This window comes from Luteibacter sp. 3190 (assembly GCF_031456385.1).
Taxonomy (GTDB): domain Bacteria; phylum Pseudomonadota; class Gammaproteobacteria; order Xanthomonadales; family Rhodanobacteraceae; genus Luteibacter.
On the sequence record NZ_JAVDUO010000007.1, the window covers coordinates 1 to 15,982 of the forward strand.

The 15,982-nt window shown below is 64.2% G+C and carries 12 protein-coding genes, 1 tRNA gene and 1 pseudogene; all 14 read left to right on the forward strand.

From position 1 onward, the window contains the following. Nucleotides 1-94, forward strand: a pseudogene (locus tag J2X58_RS18785) (elongation factor Tu); the annotation flags it as partial. 93 nt (nucleotides 95-187) lie between these two features. Next, nucleotides 188-263: transfer RNA gene (locus J2X58_RS18790), tRNA-Trp, on the forward strand. 13 nt (nucleotides 264-276) lie between these two features. Beyond that, complete coding sequence (gene secE, locus J2X58_RS18795) at nucleotides 277-672, forward strand: preprotein translocase subunit SecE (RefSeq protein WP_090059115.1); 396 nt, start codon at nucleotides 277-279, stop codon at nucleotides 670-672. An 8-nt stretch (nucleotides 673-680) separates the two neighbouring features. Next, complete coding sequence (nusG, locus tag J2X58_RS18800; protein ID WP_090059113.1) at nucleotides 681-1,241, forward strand: transcription termination/antitermination protein NusG; 561 nt, start codon at nucleotides 681-683, stop codon at nucleotides 1,239-1,241. Between the two features lie 202 nt (nucleotides 1,242-1,443). Continuing rightward, the gene (gene rplK / locus J2X58_RS18805) at nucleotides 1,444-1,872 is read left to right on the forward strand and encodes a 50S ribosomal protein L11 (protein WP_045829444.1); all 429 of its coding nucleotides are present in this window, start codon (nucleotides 1,444-1,446) and stop codon (nucleotides 1,870-1,872) included. A 3-nt stretch (nucleotides 1,873-1,875) separates the two neighbouring features. Continuing rightward, the gene (gene rplA / locus J2X58_RS18810; protein ID WP_090059111.1) at nucleotides 1,876-2,583 is read left to right on the forward strand and encodes a 50S ribosomal protein L1; all 708 of its coding nucleotides are present in this window, start codon (nucleotides 1,876-1,878) and stop codon (nucleotides 2,581-2,583) included. Between the two features lie 340 nt (nucleotides 2,584-2,923). Next, nucleotides 2,924-3,448 carry a 50S ribosomal protein L10 gene (rplJ, locus tag J2X58_RS18815; RefSeq protein ID WP_090059109.1) on the forward strand — a complete coding sequence of 175 codons (525 nt, stop codon included), beginning with the start codon at nucleotides 2,924-2,926 and terminating at the stop codon, nucleotides 3,446-3,448. 46 nt (nucleotides 3,449-3,494) lie between these two features. Next, on the forward strand, nucleotides 3,495-3,866 hold the full coding sequence (gene rplL, locus J2X58_RS18820) for a 50S ribosomal protein L7/L12 (RefSeq protein WP_090059106.1): 372 nt from the start codon (nucleotides 3,495-3,497) through the stop codon (nucleotides 3,864-3,866). A 246-nt stretch (nucleotides 3,867-4,112) separates the two neighbouring features. Next, on the forward strand, nucleotides 4,113-8,282 hold the full coding sequence (gene rpoB / locus J2X58_RS18825; protein WP_090059104.1) for a DNA-directed RNA polymerase subunit beta: 4,170 nt from the start codon (nucleotides 4,113-4,115) through the stop codon (nucleotides 8,280-8,282). Between the two features lie 25 nt (nucleotides 8,283-8,307). After that, nucleotides 8,308-12,519: a DNA-directed RNA polymerase subunit beta' gene (rpoC, locus tag J2X58_RS18830; RefSeq protein ID WP_090059102.1), complete on the forward strand. Its 4,212-nt coding sequence runs from the start codon at nucleotides 8,308-8,310 to the stop codon at nucleotides 12,517-12,519. A gap of 174 nt (nucleotides 12,520-12,693) precedes the next feature. After that, a complete protein-coding gene (gene rpsL / locus J2X58_RS18835; protein WP_036115505.1) occupies nucleotides 12,694-13,068 on the forward strand; it encodes a 30S ribosomal protein S12 in 375 nt (124 codons plus the stop codon). Between the two features lie 16 nt (nucleotides 13,069-13,084). Beyond that, the gene (gene rpsG, locus J2X58_RS18840) at nucleotides 13,085-13,552 is read left to right on the forward strand and encodes a 30S ribosomal protein S7 (protein WP_090059100.1); all 468 of its coding nucleotides are present in this window, start codon (nucleotides 13,085-13,087) and stop codon (nucleotides 13,550-13,552) included. A gap of 26 nt (nucleotides 13,553-13,578) precedes the next feature. Next, on the forward strand, nucleotides 13,579-15,708 hold the full coding sequence (gene fusA, locus J2X58_RS18845; RefSeq protein WP_090059097.1) for an elongation factor G: 2,130 nt from the start codon (nucleotides 13,579-13,581) through the stop codon (nucleotides 15,706-15,708). A 50-nt stretch (nucleotides 15,709-15,758) separates the two neighbouring features. Then, nucleotides 15,759-15,982, forward strand: a 224-nt coding sequence (locus J2X58_RS18850) for a GTP-binding protein (protein WP_255364620.1), incomplete at its 3' end; no start/stop codon positions are given.

Below are 15,982 nucleotides of genomic sequence, written 5' to 3' on the forward strand. Positions count from 1 at the left end.
TTTCCCGATCGCGATGGACGAAGGTCTGCGCTTCGCGATCCGCGAAGGCGGCCGCACCGTCGGCGCCGGCGTGGTGTCGAAGATCATCAAGTAAGACAAGCGATGCCGGTCCTTCGGGGTCGGCACCCGGTCGCGAGGCGGGTCGGCCATCGGTCGCCCGCTCTCGCGGTTCCACTGTTTCACCTGTACGCCAGTAGCTCAATTGGCAGAGCAGCGGTCTCCAAAACCGCAGGTTGGGGGTTCGAGTCCCTCCTGGCGTGCCACTCCTGAGTGCGCATGAATACGAAGGCACAAGAAGCCAAGGGTCTGGGCCCGGCCGATATCGGCAAGCTGGCGCTTGCGCTGGTCGTGCTCGCCGCAGGCATCGTCGGTTTCTACTATTTCAGCGATAACCCCAGCGTGCCGTCGTTCGCGCGCGTGGTCGGCGTTATCGTGGCTGTCGCGGCCGCCATGGCGATCGGTGCCTTCACCGCGCCCGGCCGTCGTCTGCGTGGCTTCATCGCCGAATCGCAGTTCGAATTGCGCAAGGTCGTCTGGCCGTCGCGCGACGAAACCCTGAAGACGACCGGTGTCATCATCGTGGTCGTCATCATCCTTTCGCTGCTGATGGGGCTCATCGACTGGTTGTTGAAGACGGTCGTGCTCGATTGGCTGCTGAAGCTCGGACATTGAGGTAAGGCATGAGCAAGCGCTGGTACGTGGTTCACGCCTATTCCGGGTTCGAACAGCAGGTTCGCAAGGCCCTCGACGAGCGCGTCAAGCGCGAGGGCATGGAAGAGAAGTTCGGCGAAATCCTGGTTCCGACCGAGGAAGTCATCGAAATGCGCGGCGGCCAGAAGCGCCGCAGCGAGCGCAAGTTCTTCCCCGGTTACGTCCTGGTCCAGATCGAAACGGATACGAGCGGCAAGACCCCGCGTATCGACGACGAGTGCTGGCACCTGGTCAAGGAAACCCCGAAGGTCATGGGGTTCATCGGCGGCACCGCCGACCGTCCGCACCCGATCCGCGACAGCGAGGCCGATGCCATCCTGAGCCGCGTCCGCGAAGGTGTCGAGAAGCCGCGTCCGAAGGTTCTCTTCGAGCCAGGCGAGATGGTCCGCGTCACCGATGGTCCGTTCAACGACTTCAACGGCGTCGTCGAAGAAGTCAATTACGAGAAGAGCCGCCTGCGCGTCGCGGTGCTCATCTTCGGTCGTTCCACCCCGGTCGAGCTCGAATTCGGCCAGGTGGAGAAGGCGTAAGACACCCCGGTCGGCCCCGGCCGACCCCTCCCGGCACGGGGTTTGCATAGACCGTGTGAGGAGCCTATAATGCCCGGTTCACGCTGGAGCTTTGTGCTCCGGCGTGTCCGTGTTTAAGGGGTCCGCAGGCGCGGATCCACCACCCCCAGGGACGGTCTACAGCGAGGAGCCGCAAGGCGACAGCACTCGCGAGGAAACATACATGGCAAAGAAAGTCATTGGTTACATCAAGTTGCAGGTGAAGGCCGGTCAGGCCAACCCCTCGCCGCCGGTCGGTCCGGCGCTCGGTCAGCGCGGCCTGAACATCATGGAGTTCTGCAAGGCGTTCAATGCCGCCACGCAGAAGCTCGAGCCGGGTCTTCCGATCCCGGTCGTGATCACGGCCTACTCGGACCGTACCTTCACCTTCATCACGAAGACCCCGCCGGCCTCGATCCTCCTCAAGAAGATCACGGGCGTGGCCAAGGGCTCGCAGAAGCCGAACACCGACAAGGTGGGCAAGGTCACCCGCGCCCAGCTCGAGGAAATCGCGAAGCAGAAGGAGCCGGATCTCACGGCTGCCGATCTCGATGCCGCCGTGCGTACGATCGCCGGCAGCGCGCGTTCCATGGGTCTGGTGGTGGAGGGTTAAGACATGGCAAAGCTCACCAAGCGTATGAAGGCCGCCTCGGCCGCCGTCCAGCCCGGCAAGACCTATGGTCTCGACGAAGCGCTGAAGATCGTCAAGGACAACGCCAAGGCGAAGTTCGCCGAGTCGGTCGACGTGTCCGTCCGTCTGGGCATCGACGCGAAGAAGTCCGACCAGGGCGTCCGCGGTTCGTCGCTGCTGCCGCACGGCACCGGCAAGACCGTCCGCGTCGCCGTGTTCGTGCCGGCCGGCGAGAAGGCTGACGCCGCTCTCGCGGCGGGCGCCGACGCCGTCGGTATGGACGACCTCGCCGAGAAGATGGCCGCTGGCGATCTGAACTACGGCCGCGTCATCGCGACGCCGGACGCCATGCGCGTCGTCGGTAAGCTCGGTCAGGTGCTCGGTCCCCGCGGCCTGATGCCGAACCCGAAGGATGGCTCGGTCACCGCCGACGTCGTCACGGCCGTCAAGAACGCGAAGGCCGGCCAGGTCAAGTTCCGTAACGACAAGGGCGGCATCATCCACGCCACCATCGGCAAGGCGAGCTTCGAAGCCGCCCAGCTGGCGGACAACCTGAATGCGCTGATCTCCGATCTGCTGAAGGCCAAGCCGGCCGCCGCGAAGGGTCAGTACATCCAGAAGGTCTCGCTGTCGAGCACCATGGGCGTGGGCGTGCCGGTCGATACCTCGACCGTGAACACCTCGGCCAAGTAAGTGTTACGACCCTCGCCGGCAAGTCCGGCGAGGGCACGTTTTTGAGGGCAGCCCCGGTTGAAATGCCGGGGCAGCCGTCAAAGACCGTAGGCGCGAGCAGCGCGCGACGGCGACGAGCAGGGAGCTCGTGTTGGCATGGAAACGCCGTCGTCGGCAGCGGGTTCGCTTAATCGGATGCCTTCATCGATCCAGCCTGCGTAGATGGTGCAGCCCCTTCTGGAATTCGTTTCGAATCTGGAAAGGCCACCACCCGGGACGTTCCCGTCCCCGACGTCAGGACGATGTCGCCCAGGACCGCAAGCGGCAGGAGTCGTGAGCGGAGTTCAATTGGAGGAGTGCAATGGCTCTCAATCTGTCCCAGAAGCAAGAAGTAGTCGCCGAGCTGGCAGAAGTCGCCGCGAAGGCTCACTCCTTGGTCGCCGCCGAATACGCGGGCACCACGGTCTCCCAGATGACCGAGATGCGCAAGAAGGCTCGTGAAACGGGCGTGTTCCTGAAAGTCGTCAAGAACACCCTCGCCGCACGCGCCGTGGCCGGTACCGAATTCGAGATCGTCAAGGACGCTCTCGTCGGTCCGCTGCTCTATGCGTTCTCGACCGAGGAGCCGGGCGCCGCTGGCCGCCTGATCAAGGAATTCGCGAAGACCAACGACAAGCTCAAGACGAAGGTCGTGTCCGTGGAAGGCAAGCTCCTTCCGGCCGCCCACGTCGACGTGCTTGCCTCGCTGCCGACCCGTCAGGAAGCGCTGGCCATGCTGGCTCGCGTCCTCAACGAGCCGGTCACGATGTTCGCGCGCGCTGTCAAGGCTGTTGGCGAGAAGCAGGGTGGTGGCGAAGTCGCCGCCGAAGCCCCCGCTGAAGCCTGATCGTCGACCTATTTCCATACGACCCTATTTCAGAAGGTAAGAAACAATGTCCACCCTGACCACCGAACAGATCGTCGAAGCCATCAAGGCCAAGTCCCTGATGGAAATCATGGAGCTGGTGAAGTCGATCGAAGACACCTTCGGCGTCTCGGCTGCCGCTCCGGTCGCCGTCGCTGGCCCGGCCGCTGCTGGCCCGGCTGCCGAAGCGCAGACCGAATTCGACGTCATCCTGAAGTCCGCTGGCGACAAGAAGGTCGACGTGATCAAGGCCGTCCGCGCCATCACGGGCCTGGGCCTGAAGGAAGCCAAGGACCTCACCGAGGCCGGCGGCGTCGTGAAGGAAGCGGCTTCGAAGGAAGATGCCGACAAGTTCAAGAAGGATCTCGAAGCTGCGGGCGCCACGGTCGAACTGAAGTAATCGGCGCCTTGCGCGCCGGTTGTTCGACATAGCGTCAAGTGAGCCCGGGGGCGTAAGTCCCCGGGCTTTGGCCGTTCCCGAAGGCCACGTTCCACGTTCCATGTCCGTTCCGTCGGAAATGGGACATCGCGATTCGAGAGCGCCTCGACGGGCTCCGCGGTTCGAATCCCGATCTCCGATTTTCGATTCACCATTTAGCCGGCGCGTGCATCGCCGGCGCCACTGAGAACCGAGGCGGTACCCACCATGACCTACTCGTTTACCGAGAAGAAGCGCATCCGTAAGGATTTCGGCAAGCGTCCGCCCGTGCTGGGCGTGCCCAACCTGCTGACGATCCAGACCGACTCGTACAAGGAATTCCTGCAGGAGCAGGTCAACTCCAAGCAGCGTGAAGACAAGGGCCTGCACGCCGCCCTGAAGTCGGTGTTCCCGATTTCCAGCTACTCCGGCAACGCCGCCCTCGAATACGTGGATTACCGGCTCGGCGAGCCGGCGTTCGACGAGCGCGAGTGCCGCAACCGCGGCATGACGTTCGGCGCGCCGCTGCGCACGACCGTCCGCCTGGTCATCTACGACAAGGACAGCCCGGCCTCGAAGAAGGCCGTGAAGTACGTCAAGGAGCAGGAGGTCTACATGGGCGAGATCCCGCTCATGACCGACACCGGCACCTTCATCATCAACGGCACCGAGCGCGTCATCGTCTCGCAGCTGCACCGTTCGCCGGGCGTGTTCTTCGATCACGACCGCGGCAAGACGCACAGCTCGGGCAAGCTGCTCTTCTCCGCGCGCGTCATTCCTTACCGTGGTTCGTGGCTCGACTTCGAGTTCGACCCGAAGGACGCCCTGTTCACGCGTATCGACCGTCGCCGCAAGCTGCCGGTGACCGTGCTGCTGCGCGCGCTCGGCTACACGAACGAAGAGATGCTCAGCATCTTCTTCGAGCACAACGTCTTCCACCTCGGCAAGAAGGGCACCGTCACGCTCGACCTCGTCGCCGAGCGCCTGCGTGGTGAAACCCTCTCGTTCGACCTCGTGGTCGACGGCAAGGTGCTGGTCGAAGCCGGCAAGCGCATCACCGCGCGCCACGTCCGCCAGCTGGCGAACGAGAAGATCACGACGCTCGAAGTGCCGGAAGACTATCCGGTCGGCCGCATCGTCGCGATCGACATGATTGACAAGGACACCGGCGAGATCATCGCCGCGGCCAACGACGAGCTGACCGCCGAGCACCTCGAGCGCCTGCGCAAGGGCGGTATCGAGACCGTGCCGACGCTGTACGTCAACGACCTCGATCGTGGCGCGTACATCTCGAACACGCTGCGCATCGACAACACGCGCACGCAGCTCGAGGCCCTGGTCGAAATCTACCGGATGATGCGTCCGGGCGAGCCGCCGACCAAGGACGCCGCGCAGAACCTGTTCTTCAACCTGTTCTTCACCTTCGACCGTTACGACCTCTCGGCCGTCGGCCGCATGAAGTTCAACCGTCGCGTCGGCCGCAAGGACGTCATCGGTCCGGGCGTGCTGTACGACTACAAGTACTTCGCGGAGCGCAAGGAAGAGGAGAGCCAGCGTCTGGTCGCCGAGCAGGGCGAGACGTCGGACATCCTCGACGTGCTGCGCGTCCTGATCGACATCCGCAACGGCACCGGCACGGTCGACGATATCGATCATCTCGGTAACCGCCGCGTGCGTTCGGTCGGCGAAATGGCGGAGAACACCTTCCGCATCGGTCTCGTCCGCGTCGAGCGCGCGGTTCGCGAGCGTCTGTCGCTGGCCGAGTCCGAGGGCCTGACCCCGCAGGAACTGATCAACGCCAAGCCGGTCGCGGCGGCGGTGAAGGAGTTCTTCGGTTCGTCGCAGCTCTCGCAGTTCATGGACCAGAACAACCCGCTGTCCGAAGTGACCCACAAGCGCCGCGTGTCGGCGCTCGGACCGGGCGGCCTGACGCGCGAGCGCGCCGGCTTCGAAGTCCGCGACGTCCACCCGACCCACTACGGCCGCGTCTGCACGATCGAAACGCCGGAAGGTCCGAACATCGGCCTGATCAACTCGCTCGCCGTCTACGCGCGCACCAACACCTACGGCTTCCTCGAGACGCCGTACCGCAAGGTCGAGAACGGCAAGGTGACCGACAAGGTCGATTACCTCTCCGCGATCGAGGAAGGCGACCACGTGATCGCCCAGGCGAACTCGCCCCTGTCGAAGGACGGCAAGTTCCTGGAAGACTTCGTGTCGTGCCGCTTCCGCGGCGAGTCGGAGCTGCGTCCGTCGTCCGAGATCAACTACATGGACGTCTCGCCGATGCAGACCGTGTCGGTCGCGGCGGCGCTCGTGCCGTTCCTCGAGCACGATGACGCGAACCGCGCGCTGATGGGCGCGAACATGCAGCGCCAGGCCGTCCCGACCCTGCGCAGCCAGAAGCCGCTCGTCGGCACGGGCATCGAGCGCGCCGTGGCGCGCGACTCGGGCGTCACCGTGTCCGCCAAGCGCGGCGGTGTCATCGACCAGGTCGATGCCGCCCGTATCGTCGTGCGCGTGAACGAAGCGGAAGTGGACGAGAACGACGCCGGCGTGGATATCTACACGCTGACGAAGTACACCCGCTCCAACCAGAACACCAACCTCAACCAGCGTCCGCTGGTGAACGTCGGTGACGTGGTGGCGGTGGGCGACACGCTGGCGGACGGTTCCTCGACCGACCTCGGCGAGCTCGCGCTCGGACAGAACATGCTCGTCGCGTTCATGCCGTGGAACGGCTACAACTTCGAAGACTCGATCCTGATCTCCGAGCGAGTGGTCCAGGAAGATCGCTACACCTCGATCCACATCGAGGAGATGACCTGCATCGCCCGCGACACGAAGCTCGGCGCCGAGGAAATCACGGCCGACATCCCGAACGTCGGCGAGCAGGCGCTCGCCCGTCTCGACGAGTCCGGCATCGTGTACATCGGTGCGGAAGTGAAGGCCGGCGACATCCTCGTGGGCAAGGTCACGCCGAAGGGCGAGAGCCAGCTCACGCCGGAAGAGAAGCTGCTCCGCGCGATCTTCGGCGAGAAGGCCTCGGACGTGAAGGACAGCTCGCTCCGCGTGCCCCCGGGCATGGACGGCAACGTCATCGACGTGCAGGTCTTCACCCGCGACGGCATCGAGAAGGACAAGCGCGCCAAGCAGATCGAAGAGACCGAGCTGAAGCGTATCCGCAAGGATCTCGACGACCAGTTCCGCATCCTCGAAGGTGCGATCTACGCGCGCATGCGCGCCCAGCTCGTCGGCAAGTCCGCGATGAGCGGCCCGGGCGGCCTGAAGCGTGGCACGGTCATCGACGACGCGTACCTCGACACGCTGAAGAAGGACGACTGGTTCAAGATCAACGTCAAGGAAGAGGAAGTCTCGGAGTTCCTCGAGCGCGCGGCCGACCAGGTCAAGCGTCATCGCGAGGCCTTCGACAAGCGCTTCAAGGAGAAGCAGGGCAAGATCACCCAGGGCGACGACCTCGCTCCGGGCGTGCTCAAGATGGTCAAGGTCTACCTGGCCGTCAAGCGCCGCATCCAGCCGGGCGACAAGATGGCCGGCCGCCACGGCAACAAGGGTGTCGTGTCGATGATCGTGCCGGTCGAGGACATGCCGTTCTCCGCCGACGGTCGTCCGGTCGACATCTGCCTGAACCCGCTGGGCGTGCCTTCGCGTATGAACATCGGCCAGATCCTCGAGGTTCACCTCGGCTGGGCGGCGAAGGGCCTGGGTCACAAGATCTCGGCCATGATCGAGGCGAACGAGAAGCCCGCGAAGCTGCGCGAGTTCCTCGACGAGGTCTACAACCACGGCAACGCCGGTGCGGAAGGCGCGGTGCGCCACGTCGACCTCAAGTCGATGTCGGACGCCGAGATCGTCCAGCTGGCCGACAACCTGCGCGACGGCGTGCCGATGGCGACGCCGGTGTTCGACGGCGCCGAGGAAACCGAGATCAAGCACATGCTGAAGCTGGCGGGCCTGCCCGAGTCGGGCCAGACCACGCTGTACGACGGCCGCACCGGCGAGGCGTTCGATCGCCCGGTCACCGTCGGCTACATGCACATGCTGAAGCTGAACCACCTCGTCGACGACAAGATGCACGCGCGTTCGACCGGTCCGTACTCGCTCGTCACCCAGCAGCCGCTGGGCGGCAAGGCGCAGTTCGGCGGCCAGCGCTTCGGCGAAATGGAAGTCTGGGCGCTGGAAGCCTACGGCGCGGCGTACACCCTGCAGGAAATGCTGACCGTCAAGTCGGACGACGTGCAGGGTCGCAACCAGATGTACAAGAACATTGTGGACGGCAACCACGAAATGGCCGCAGGCATGCCGGAGTCCTTCAACGTGCTCGTGAAGGAAATCCGCTCGCTCGGTATCGACATCGAACTCGAAGAGATCAAGTGATCGTCGCGGCTACCGGAGATTACGCATGAAAGACCTGCTCAATCTGTTCAACCAGCAGCGACAGACGCTGGACTTCGACGCGATCAAGATCGCTCTGGCTTCGCCGGAGCTGATCCGGTCGTGGTCGTACGGCGAAGTGAAGAAGCCGGAAACCATCAACTACCGCACGTTCAAGCCCGAGCGTGACGGTCTGTTCTGCGCGGCCATTTTCGGTCCCATCAAGGACTACGAATGCCTGTGCGGCAAGTACAAGCGCATGAAGCATCGCGGCGTCGTCTGCGAGAAGTGCGGCACCGAGGTCACGCTGGCCAAGGTCCGTCGCGAGCGCATGGGCCACATCGAGCTCGCCAGCCCGACGGCGCACATCTGGTTCCTGAAGTCGCTGCCGTCGCGCATCGGCCTCATGCTGGACATGACGCTGCGTGACATCGAGCGCATCCTGTACTTCGAAGCCTTCGTCGTGATCGATCCGGGCCTGACCGCGCTCGAGCGCGGCCAGCTGCTCAGCGAAGACCAGTACCTGGAAGCGACCGAAGAGCACGGCGACGAGTTCGACGCCCGCATGGGTGCCGAGGCCGTCTACGAACTGCTCAAGAGCCTCGACCTCCCGGGCGAAGTCATTCGCCTGAAGGAAGAGATCGCGTCGACGAATTCCGAGACCAAGCTCAAGCGCCTCACCAAGCGCGTGAAGCTGATCGAGGCGTTCCTCGAGTCGGGCAACAAACCGGAATGGATGGTGCTCACCGTCCTGCCGGTGCTGCCGCCCGACCTGCGTCCGCTCGTCCCGCTGGACGGCGGCCGTTTCGCGACGTCGGATCTCAACGACCTGTACCGCCGCGTCATCAACCGCAACAACCGCCTCAAGCGCCTGCTCGAGCTCGCCGCGCCCGACATCATCGTGCGCAACGAGAAGCGCATGCTGCAGGAGTCGGTCGACGCGCTGCTCGACAACGGCCGCCGCGGCCGTGCCATCACCGGCACGAACAAGCGCGCGCTGAAGTCGCTCGCGGACATGATCAAGGGCAAGCAGGGTCGCTTCCGTCAGAACCTGCTCGGCAAGCGCGTCGACTACTCGGGCCGTTCGGTCATCGTGGTCGGCCCGACGCTGCGCCTGCACCAGTGCGGCCTGCCGAAGAAGATGGCGCTCGAGCTGTTCAAGCCCTTCATCTTCGCGAAGCTGCAGGCTCGTGGCGAAGCCACGACCATCAAGGCCGCGAAGAAGCTCGTCGAGCGCGAGGAAGCCCAGGTGTGGGACATCCTCGAGGAAGTCATCCGCGAGCATCCGGTCATGCTCAACCGCGCACCGACCCTGCACCGTCTGGGTATCCAGGCGTTCGAGCCGGTGCTGATCGAAGGCAAGGCGATCCAGCTGCATCCGCTCGTCTGCACGGCGTTCAACGCCGACTTCGACGGTGACCAGATGGCCGTCCACGTGCCGCTGTCGATCGAGGCGCAGCTGGAAGCCCGCGCCCTGATGATGTCGTCGAACAACATCCTGTCGCCGGCGAACGGCGAGCCGATCATCGTGCCGTCGCAGGACGTCGTGCTCGGCCTGTACTACATGACGCGCGAGCTGATCAACGCGAAGGGCGCCGGCATGGTGTTCGCGAACGTCGGCGAAGTGCGCCGTGCGTACGACAACCGCGCCGTCGAGCTGCACGCCAAGGTCAAGGTGCGCGTGCGCACCGTGGAGACCGTCGATGGCGAGCGCGTCGAGCGCCTGGCCCTCGTGGACACCACGGTGGGTCGTGCGCTGCTCGCCGAGATCATCCCGGAAGGCCTGCCGTTCGCGCTGGTCAACACCGAGCTGACCAAGAAGAACATCTCGCGCCTGATCAACCAGAGCTACCGTCTCCTCGGCCTGAAGGAATCGGTCGTGTTCGCGGACAAGCTGATGTACACCGGCTTCCGTTTCGCGACGCGCGCCGGCATCTCGATCGGCATCGACGACATGAAGATCCCGGGCGAGAAGAAGGGCATCCTCGAGGAAGCCGAGAAGGAAGTCGTCGAGATCCAGGAGCAGTACCAGTCGGGTCTCGTCACGGCCGGCGAGCGCTACAACAAGGTGGTCGACATCTGGTCGCGTACCAACGAACTCGTCGCCAAGGCGATGATCGACGGTATCGGCACGGAGAAGGTGCAGGACCAGGAAGGCAACACGGTCAACCAGAAGTCCATGAACTCGCTGTACATCATGGCGGACTCGGGCGCGCGTGGTAGCGCGGCCCAGATTCGTCAGCTGGCGGGTATGCGCGGCCTGATGGCGCGTCCGGACGGCTCGATCATCGAGACGCCCATCAAGGCGAACTTCCGCGAAGGCCTGAACGTCCTACAGTACTTCAACTCGACCCACGGTGCCCGTAAGGGCCTCGCGGATACCGCGCTGAAGACCGCGAACTCCGGTTACCTGACCCGTCGTCTCGTCGACGTGGCGCAGGACGTCGTCATCACCGAGCACGATTGCGGCACGGAAGACGGCATCCTGATGTCCCCGATCGTGGAAGGCGGCGACGTGGTCGAGCCGCTGCGCGAGCGCGTGCTCGGCCGCGTGGTCGTCGAAGACGTCTACGCCCCGGGCGACGACGATCAGGCGATCGTCACGCGCGACACGCTGCTCGACGAGTCGCTGGTCGACAAGCTCGACAAGGCCGGCGTGCAGCTGATCAAGGTCCGTTCGCCGATCACCTGTCGTGCGAGCCACGGCGTGTGCGCCCTGTGCTACGGCCGCGACCTCGCTCGCGGTCACCTGGTCAACATGGGCGAGGCCGTGGGTGTCGTCGCCGCTCAGTCGATCGGCGAGCCGGGTACCCAGCTGACGATGCGTACGTTCCACATCGGTGGTGCGGCATCGCGAGCGGCGGCGGTCGACAACGTCACGGTCCGCACCACGGGCGCGCTGAAGTTCAACAACCTGAAGTCGGTCGAGCACAGCCAGGGTCACCTGGTCGCCGTCTCGCGTTCGGGCGAAGTGAGCGTCATCGATGCCAACGGTCGCGAGCGTGAGCGTTACAAGGTGCCTTACGGTGCGACGATCACGGTGAAGGACGGCGATCCGGTCAAGGCCGGCCAGACCGTCGCGAACTGGGATCCGCACACCCACCCGATCGTCACGGAAGTGGCCGGTGTGGTCCGCTTCATCGACTTCATCGATGGCGTGACCGTCCAGTCGCAGACGGACGAACTGACCGGCCTCGAGTCGGCGGTGGTCACGGATCCGAAGCGTCGCGGCACGCAGGCGAAGGACCTGCGCCCGATCGTCCGCCTGGAAGACAGCAAGGGCCGCGAGCTCAAGCTGCCGGGTACCGACATCGCGGCTCAGTACTTCCTGCCGGCCGGCGCGATCGTCTCGATCCAGAACGGCGCCGAAGTGGGCGTGGGTGACGTCGTCGCCCGTATCCCGCAGGAAACGTCGAAGACCCGCGACATCACCGGTGGTCTTCCGCGCGTCGCCGACCTGTTCGAAGCCCGCAAGCCGAAGGAGCCGGCGATCCTCGCGGAGCGTTCGGGCATCGTCAGCTTCGGCAAGGACACCAAGGGCAAGCAGCGCCTGATCATCAAGGACGTGGACGGCAACGAGCACGAGGAGCTGATTCCCAAGTGGCGTCAGGTCATCGTGTTCGAAGGCGAGCACGTGGAGAAGGGCGAGACGGTCGTCGACGGCGAGCCGAATCCGCACGACATCCTGCGCCTGCTGGGTGTCGAGCCGCTGGCGTCGTACCTGGTCAAGGAAATCCAGGACGTCTACCGCCTGCAGGGCGTGAAGATCAACGACAAGCACATCGAAGCGATCATTCGCCAGATGCTGCGCAAGGTCGAGATCACCGAGGCGGGGGACAGCACGTACCTGCGCGGCGAGCAGGTCGAGCGCGTCCGGATCAACGAGGAGAACGATCGCGCCGAAGCCCGGGGCGAGCGTCGCGCCGAGTTCGAATCGGTCCTGCTGGGCATCACCAAGGCGTCGCTGGCCACCGAGTCGTTCATCTCGGCGGCTTCGTTCCAGGAGACCACCCGCGTCCTCACCGAGGCGGCGGTCCGTGGCACCCGCGACACGTTGCGTGGCCTGAAGGAAAATGTTATTGTTGGGCGGCTAATCCCTGCGGGTACGGGTCTGGCTTACCACGCCGCGCGTCGTAGCCAGGGCGGCCTGACGGCCTCGGAGCTCGAAACCCTCTCGGGTTCGGCACCGGTCGTCACGTTCGAAGAGGCACCCGCCGGGTCCAACGATAGCGCCGAGTAAGGCCCGTATACGGGTTTTGCTCGTACATACGAAATGAGGCGCATGGAGGCGCCTCGTGTTCGGATTCAGGGACGATGGGCGCCAGTCCGCTTCGCGGGCGGCGCACGTCAACAACAGTTTCTCTGGCGGACCGATCTTTCGGTCTGCCTTTATGTTTCTCAGGAATAGCTTCGCATGACGACAGTCAACCAGTTGGTGCGCAAATCCCGCAGCCCGAAGGCGTACAAGAGCGCCTCGCCGGCCCTGCAGAGCAGCCCGCAGCGCCGCGGGGTCTGCACGCGCGTTTATACGACCACCCCGAAGAAGCCGAACTCGGCGCTGCGTAAGGTTGCCAAGGTGCGCCTCACCAACGGTTTCGAAGTCATCAGCTACATCGGTGGCGAAGGTCACAATCTTCAGGAGCACTCGGTGGTCCTGATCCGTGGCGGTCGCGTCAAGGATCTCCCGGGTGTGCGTTACCACACGGTTCGCGGCAGTCTCGACTGCGCCGGCGTGACCAAGCGTCGCAAGTCGCGCTCGAAGTACGGCGCCAAGCGCCCGAAGAGCTGAGTAGAGGACAAGAATTATGTCGCGTAAAGGTTCCCATCCCGCCCGTGTGGTCCTCCCGGACCCGAAGCACGGAAGCCAGCTGATCGCCCGCTTCATCAACATGGTGATGAAGTCCGGCAAGAAGTCCGTCGCCGAAGCGATCGTCTACGGTGCGCTGCAGCACATCGGCGAGAAGAACGCCGAGCCGGTGCAGCTCGTCGAGAAGGCCCTGGGCAACATCGCCCCGGCCGTCGAGGTGAAGTCCCGCCGCGTCGGCGGTGCCACGTACCAGGTGCCGGTCGAAGTCCGTCCGGGCCGTCGTATGGCGCTTGCCATGCGCTGGGTGATCGACGCGGCGCGCAAGCGCGGCGAGACGTCCATGCCGCGCAAGCTGGCCGCCGAACTGCTCGAAGCCTCGGAATCCCGTGGCGGCGCTGTCAAGAAGCGCGAAGAAACGCACCGCATGGCGGAGGCCAACAAGGCCTTCTCGCATTACCGCTGGTAATTACAGCTTCAGATTGAGGAAAGACCGTGGCACGCACTACGCCCATCGAGCGCTACCGCAATTTCGGCATCATGGCTCACATCGATGCCGGTAAGACCACGACCACGGAGCGCATCCTGTTCTACACCGGTGTCAGTCACAAGATTGGCGAGGTGCATGACGGTGCCGCGACGATGGACTGGATGGAGCAGGAGCAGGAGCGCGGTATCACCATCACTTCCGCCGCCACCACGGCGTTCTGGAAGGGCATGGACCGTTCGCTGCCCGAGCACCGCTTCAACATCATCGACACCCCGGGACACGTCGACTTCACCATCGAGGTGGAGCGCTCGCTCCGCGTGCTCGACGGTGCGGTGTTCGTGCTCTGCGCCGTGGGTGGCGTGCAGCCGCAGTCGGAAACCGTGTGGCGTCAGGCCAACCGGTACAAGGTTCCGCGCCTCGCGTTCGTCAACAAGATGGACCGCACGGGTGCGAACTTCTACAAGGTCGTCGACCAGCTGAAGTCGCGTCTCGCCGCCAACCCGGTGCCGATGCAGGTGCCGATCGGCGCCGAAGACAACTTCGAAGGCGTCGTCGATCTCCTCAAGATGAAGGCCATCAAGTGGGACATGGAGTCCCAGGGCATGAAGTTCGAATACGTCGACATTCCGGCGGAACTCCAGGCCAAGGCCGAAGAAGATCGTACGGCCATGATCGAAGCCGCGGCGGAAGCCACGGAAGAGATGATGGACAAGTACCTGGGCGGCGAAGAGCTGACCGAGGCCGAGATCATCGAAGGCCTGCGCCTGCGCACGCTGAAGAGCGAGATCATTCCGGTCTTCTGCGGCACGGCGTTCAAGAACAAGGGCGTCCAGGCGATGCTCGACGCGGTGGTGAACCTGCTGCCGTCGCCGATCGATCGTCCGCCGGTCGAAGGCGTCAACGAAGACGAGCAGCCGGATACCCGTCCGGCCAAGGACGACGCTCCGTTCTCGGCGCTCGCGTTCAAGATCATGACCGATCCGTTCGTCGGCGCGCTGACGTTCTTCCGTGTCTATTCGGGCACGCTGAACGCCGGTGACCAGGTGTACAACCCGGTCAAGTCGAAGAAGGAGCGCATCGGCCGCATCCTGCAGATGCACGCCAACGAGCGTCACGAACTGAAGGAAGTCCGCGCCGGCGACATCGCCGCGGCGGTCGGCCTGAAGGACGTCACGACCGGTGACACGCTGTGCGCGCAGGACCACATCATCACCCTCGAGCGCATGTCGTTCCCGGAGCCGGTGATCTCGATGGCGGTCGAGCCGAAGACGAAGTCGGACCAGGAAAAGATGGGTATCGCCCTCGGCCGTCTGGCCGCGGAAGATCCGTCGTTCCGCGTCCGCACGGACGAAGAGTCGGGCCAGACGATCATCTCGGGCATGGGCGAGCTTCACCTGGACATCCTGGTGGACCGCATGCGCCGCGAGTTCAACGTCGAGGCCAACGTCGGCAAGCCGCAGGTCGCGTACCGCGAAACGATTCAGGCGTCGGACGTCAAGTCGGACTACAAGCACGCCAAGCAGTCGGGTGGTAAGGGTCAGTACGGTCACGTCGTGATCGAGCTCTCCCCGATCACCGACGCCGATCGTGCCGACGAGAAGCTCGCCGCGCAGATCAAGGACGACTTCCTGTTCATCAACGACATCACGGGCGGCGTGATTCCGAAGGAATTCATCCCGTCGGTCGAAAAGGGCCTCCGCGAGACGATCACCTCGGGTCCGCTCGCCGGCTTCCCGGTCGTGAACACGAAGGTCAAGCTCGTCTTCGGTTCGTACCATGACGTCGACTCGTCCGAAATGGCGTTCAAGCTCGCCGCGTCGATGGCGTTCAAGCAGGGCTTCGCGAAGGCGCAGCCGGTGCTGCTCGAGCCGATCATGAAGGTCGAGGTCGTGACGCCGGAAGACTACGTCGGTGACGTGATGGGCGATATCTCGCGTCGTCGCGGCATGCTGACCGGTCAGGAAGAGACGCCGTCGGGCAAGACCGTCAACGCGATGATTCCGCTCGGTGAGATGTTCGGCTACGCCACGTCGCTCCGTTCGCAGACGCAGGGTCGCGCCACGTTCACGATGGAATTCGACCACTACGAGCCGGCGCCGAAGAATATCGCCGACGAGGTCATGAAGAAGTCCTGATAAGGGCTTCTTCTTCAAAACACACAACGTTCTTTCAGAGGTTTCAGGTCATGGCAAAGGGTAAGTTCGAGCGTAAGAAGCCGCACGTCAACGTCGGCACCATCGGTCACGTCGATCACGGCAAGACCACGCTCACGGCAGCGCTCACGAAGATCGGCGCCGAGCGCTTCGGCGGCGAGTTCAAGGACTACGGTTCGATCGACGCGGCGCCGGAAGAGAAGGCGCGCGGCATCACGATCTCGACCGCGCACGTGGAATACGAATCGCCGACCCG

What these genes read in the sequence shown, in the direction of transcription:
- secE (WP_090059115.1), top strand. Translation starts at nt 277, where the DNA reads ATGAATACGAAGGCACAAGAAGCCAAGGGTCTGGGCCCGGCCGATATC.
- nusG (WP_090059113.1), top strand. Translation starts at nt 681, where the DNA reads ATGAGCAAGCGCTGGTACGTGGTTCACGCCTATTCCGGGTTCGAACAG.
- rplK (WP_045829444.1), top strand. Translation starts at nt 1,444, where the DNA reads ATGGCAAAGAAAGTCATTGGTTACATCAAGTTGCAGGTGAAGGCCGGT.
- rplA (WP_090059111.1), top strand. Translation starts at nt 1,876, where the DNA reads ATGGCAAAGCTCACCAAGCGTATGAAGGCCGCCTCGGCCGCCGTCCAG.
- rplJ (WP_090059109.1), top strand. Translation starts at nt 2,924, where the DNA reads ATGGCTCTCAATCTGTCCCAGAAGCAAGAAGTAGTCGCCGAGCTGGCA.
- rplL (WP_090059106.1), top strand. Translation starts at nt 3,495, where the DNA reads ATGTCCACCCTGACCACCGAACAGATCGTCGAAGCCATCAAGGCCAAG.
- rpoB (WP_090059104.1), top strand. Translation starts at nt 4,113, where the DNA reads ATGACCTACTCGTTTACCGAGAAGAAGCGCATCCGTAAGGATTTCGGC.
- rpoC (WP_090059102.1), top strand. Translation starts at nt 8,308, where the DNA reads ATGAAAGACCTGCTCAATCTGTTCAACCAGCAGCGACAGACGCTGGAC.
- rpsL (WP_036115505.1), top strand. Translation starts at nt 12,694, where the DNA reads ATGACGACAGTCAACCAGTTGGTGCGCAAATCCCGCAGCCCGAAGGCG.
- rpsG (WP_090059100.1), top strand. Translation starts at nt 13,085, where the DNA reads ATGTCGCGTAAAGGTTCCCATCCCGCCCGTGTGGTCCTCCCGGACCCG.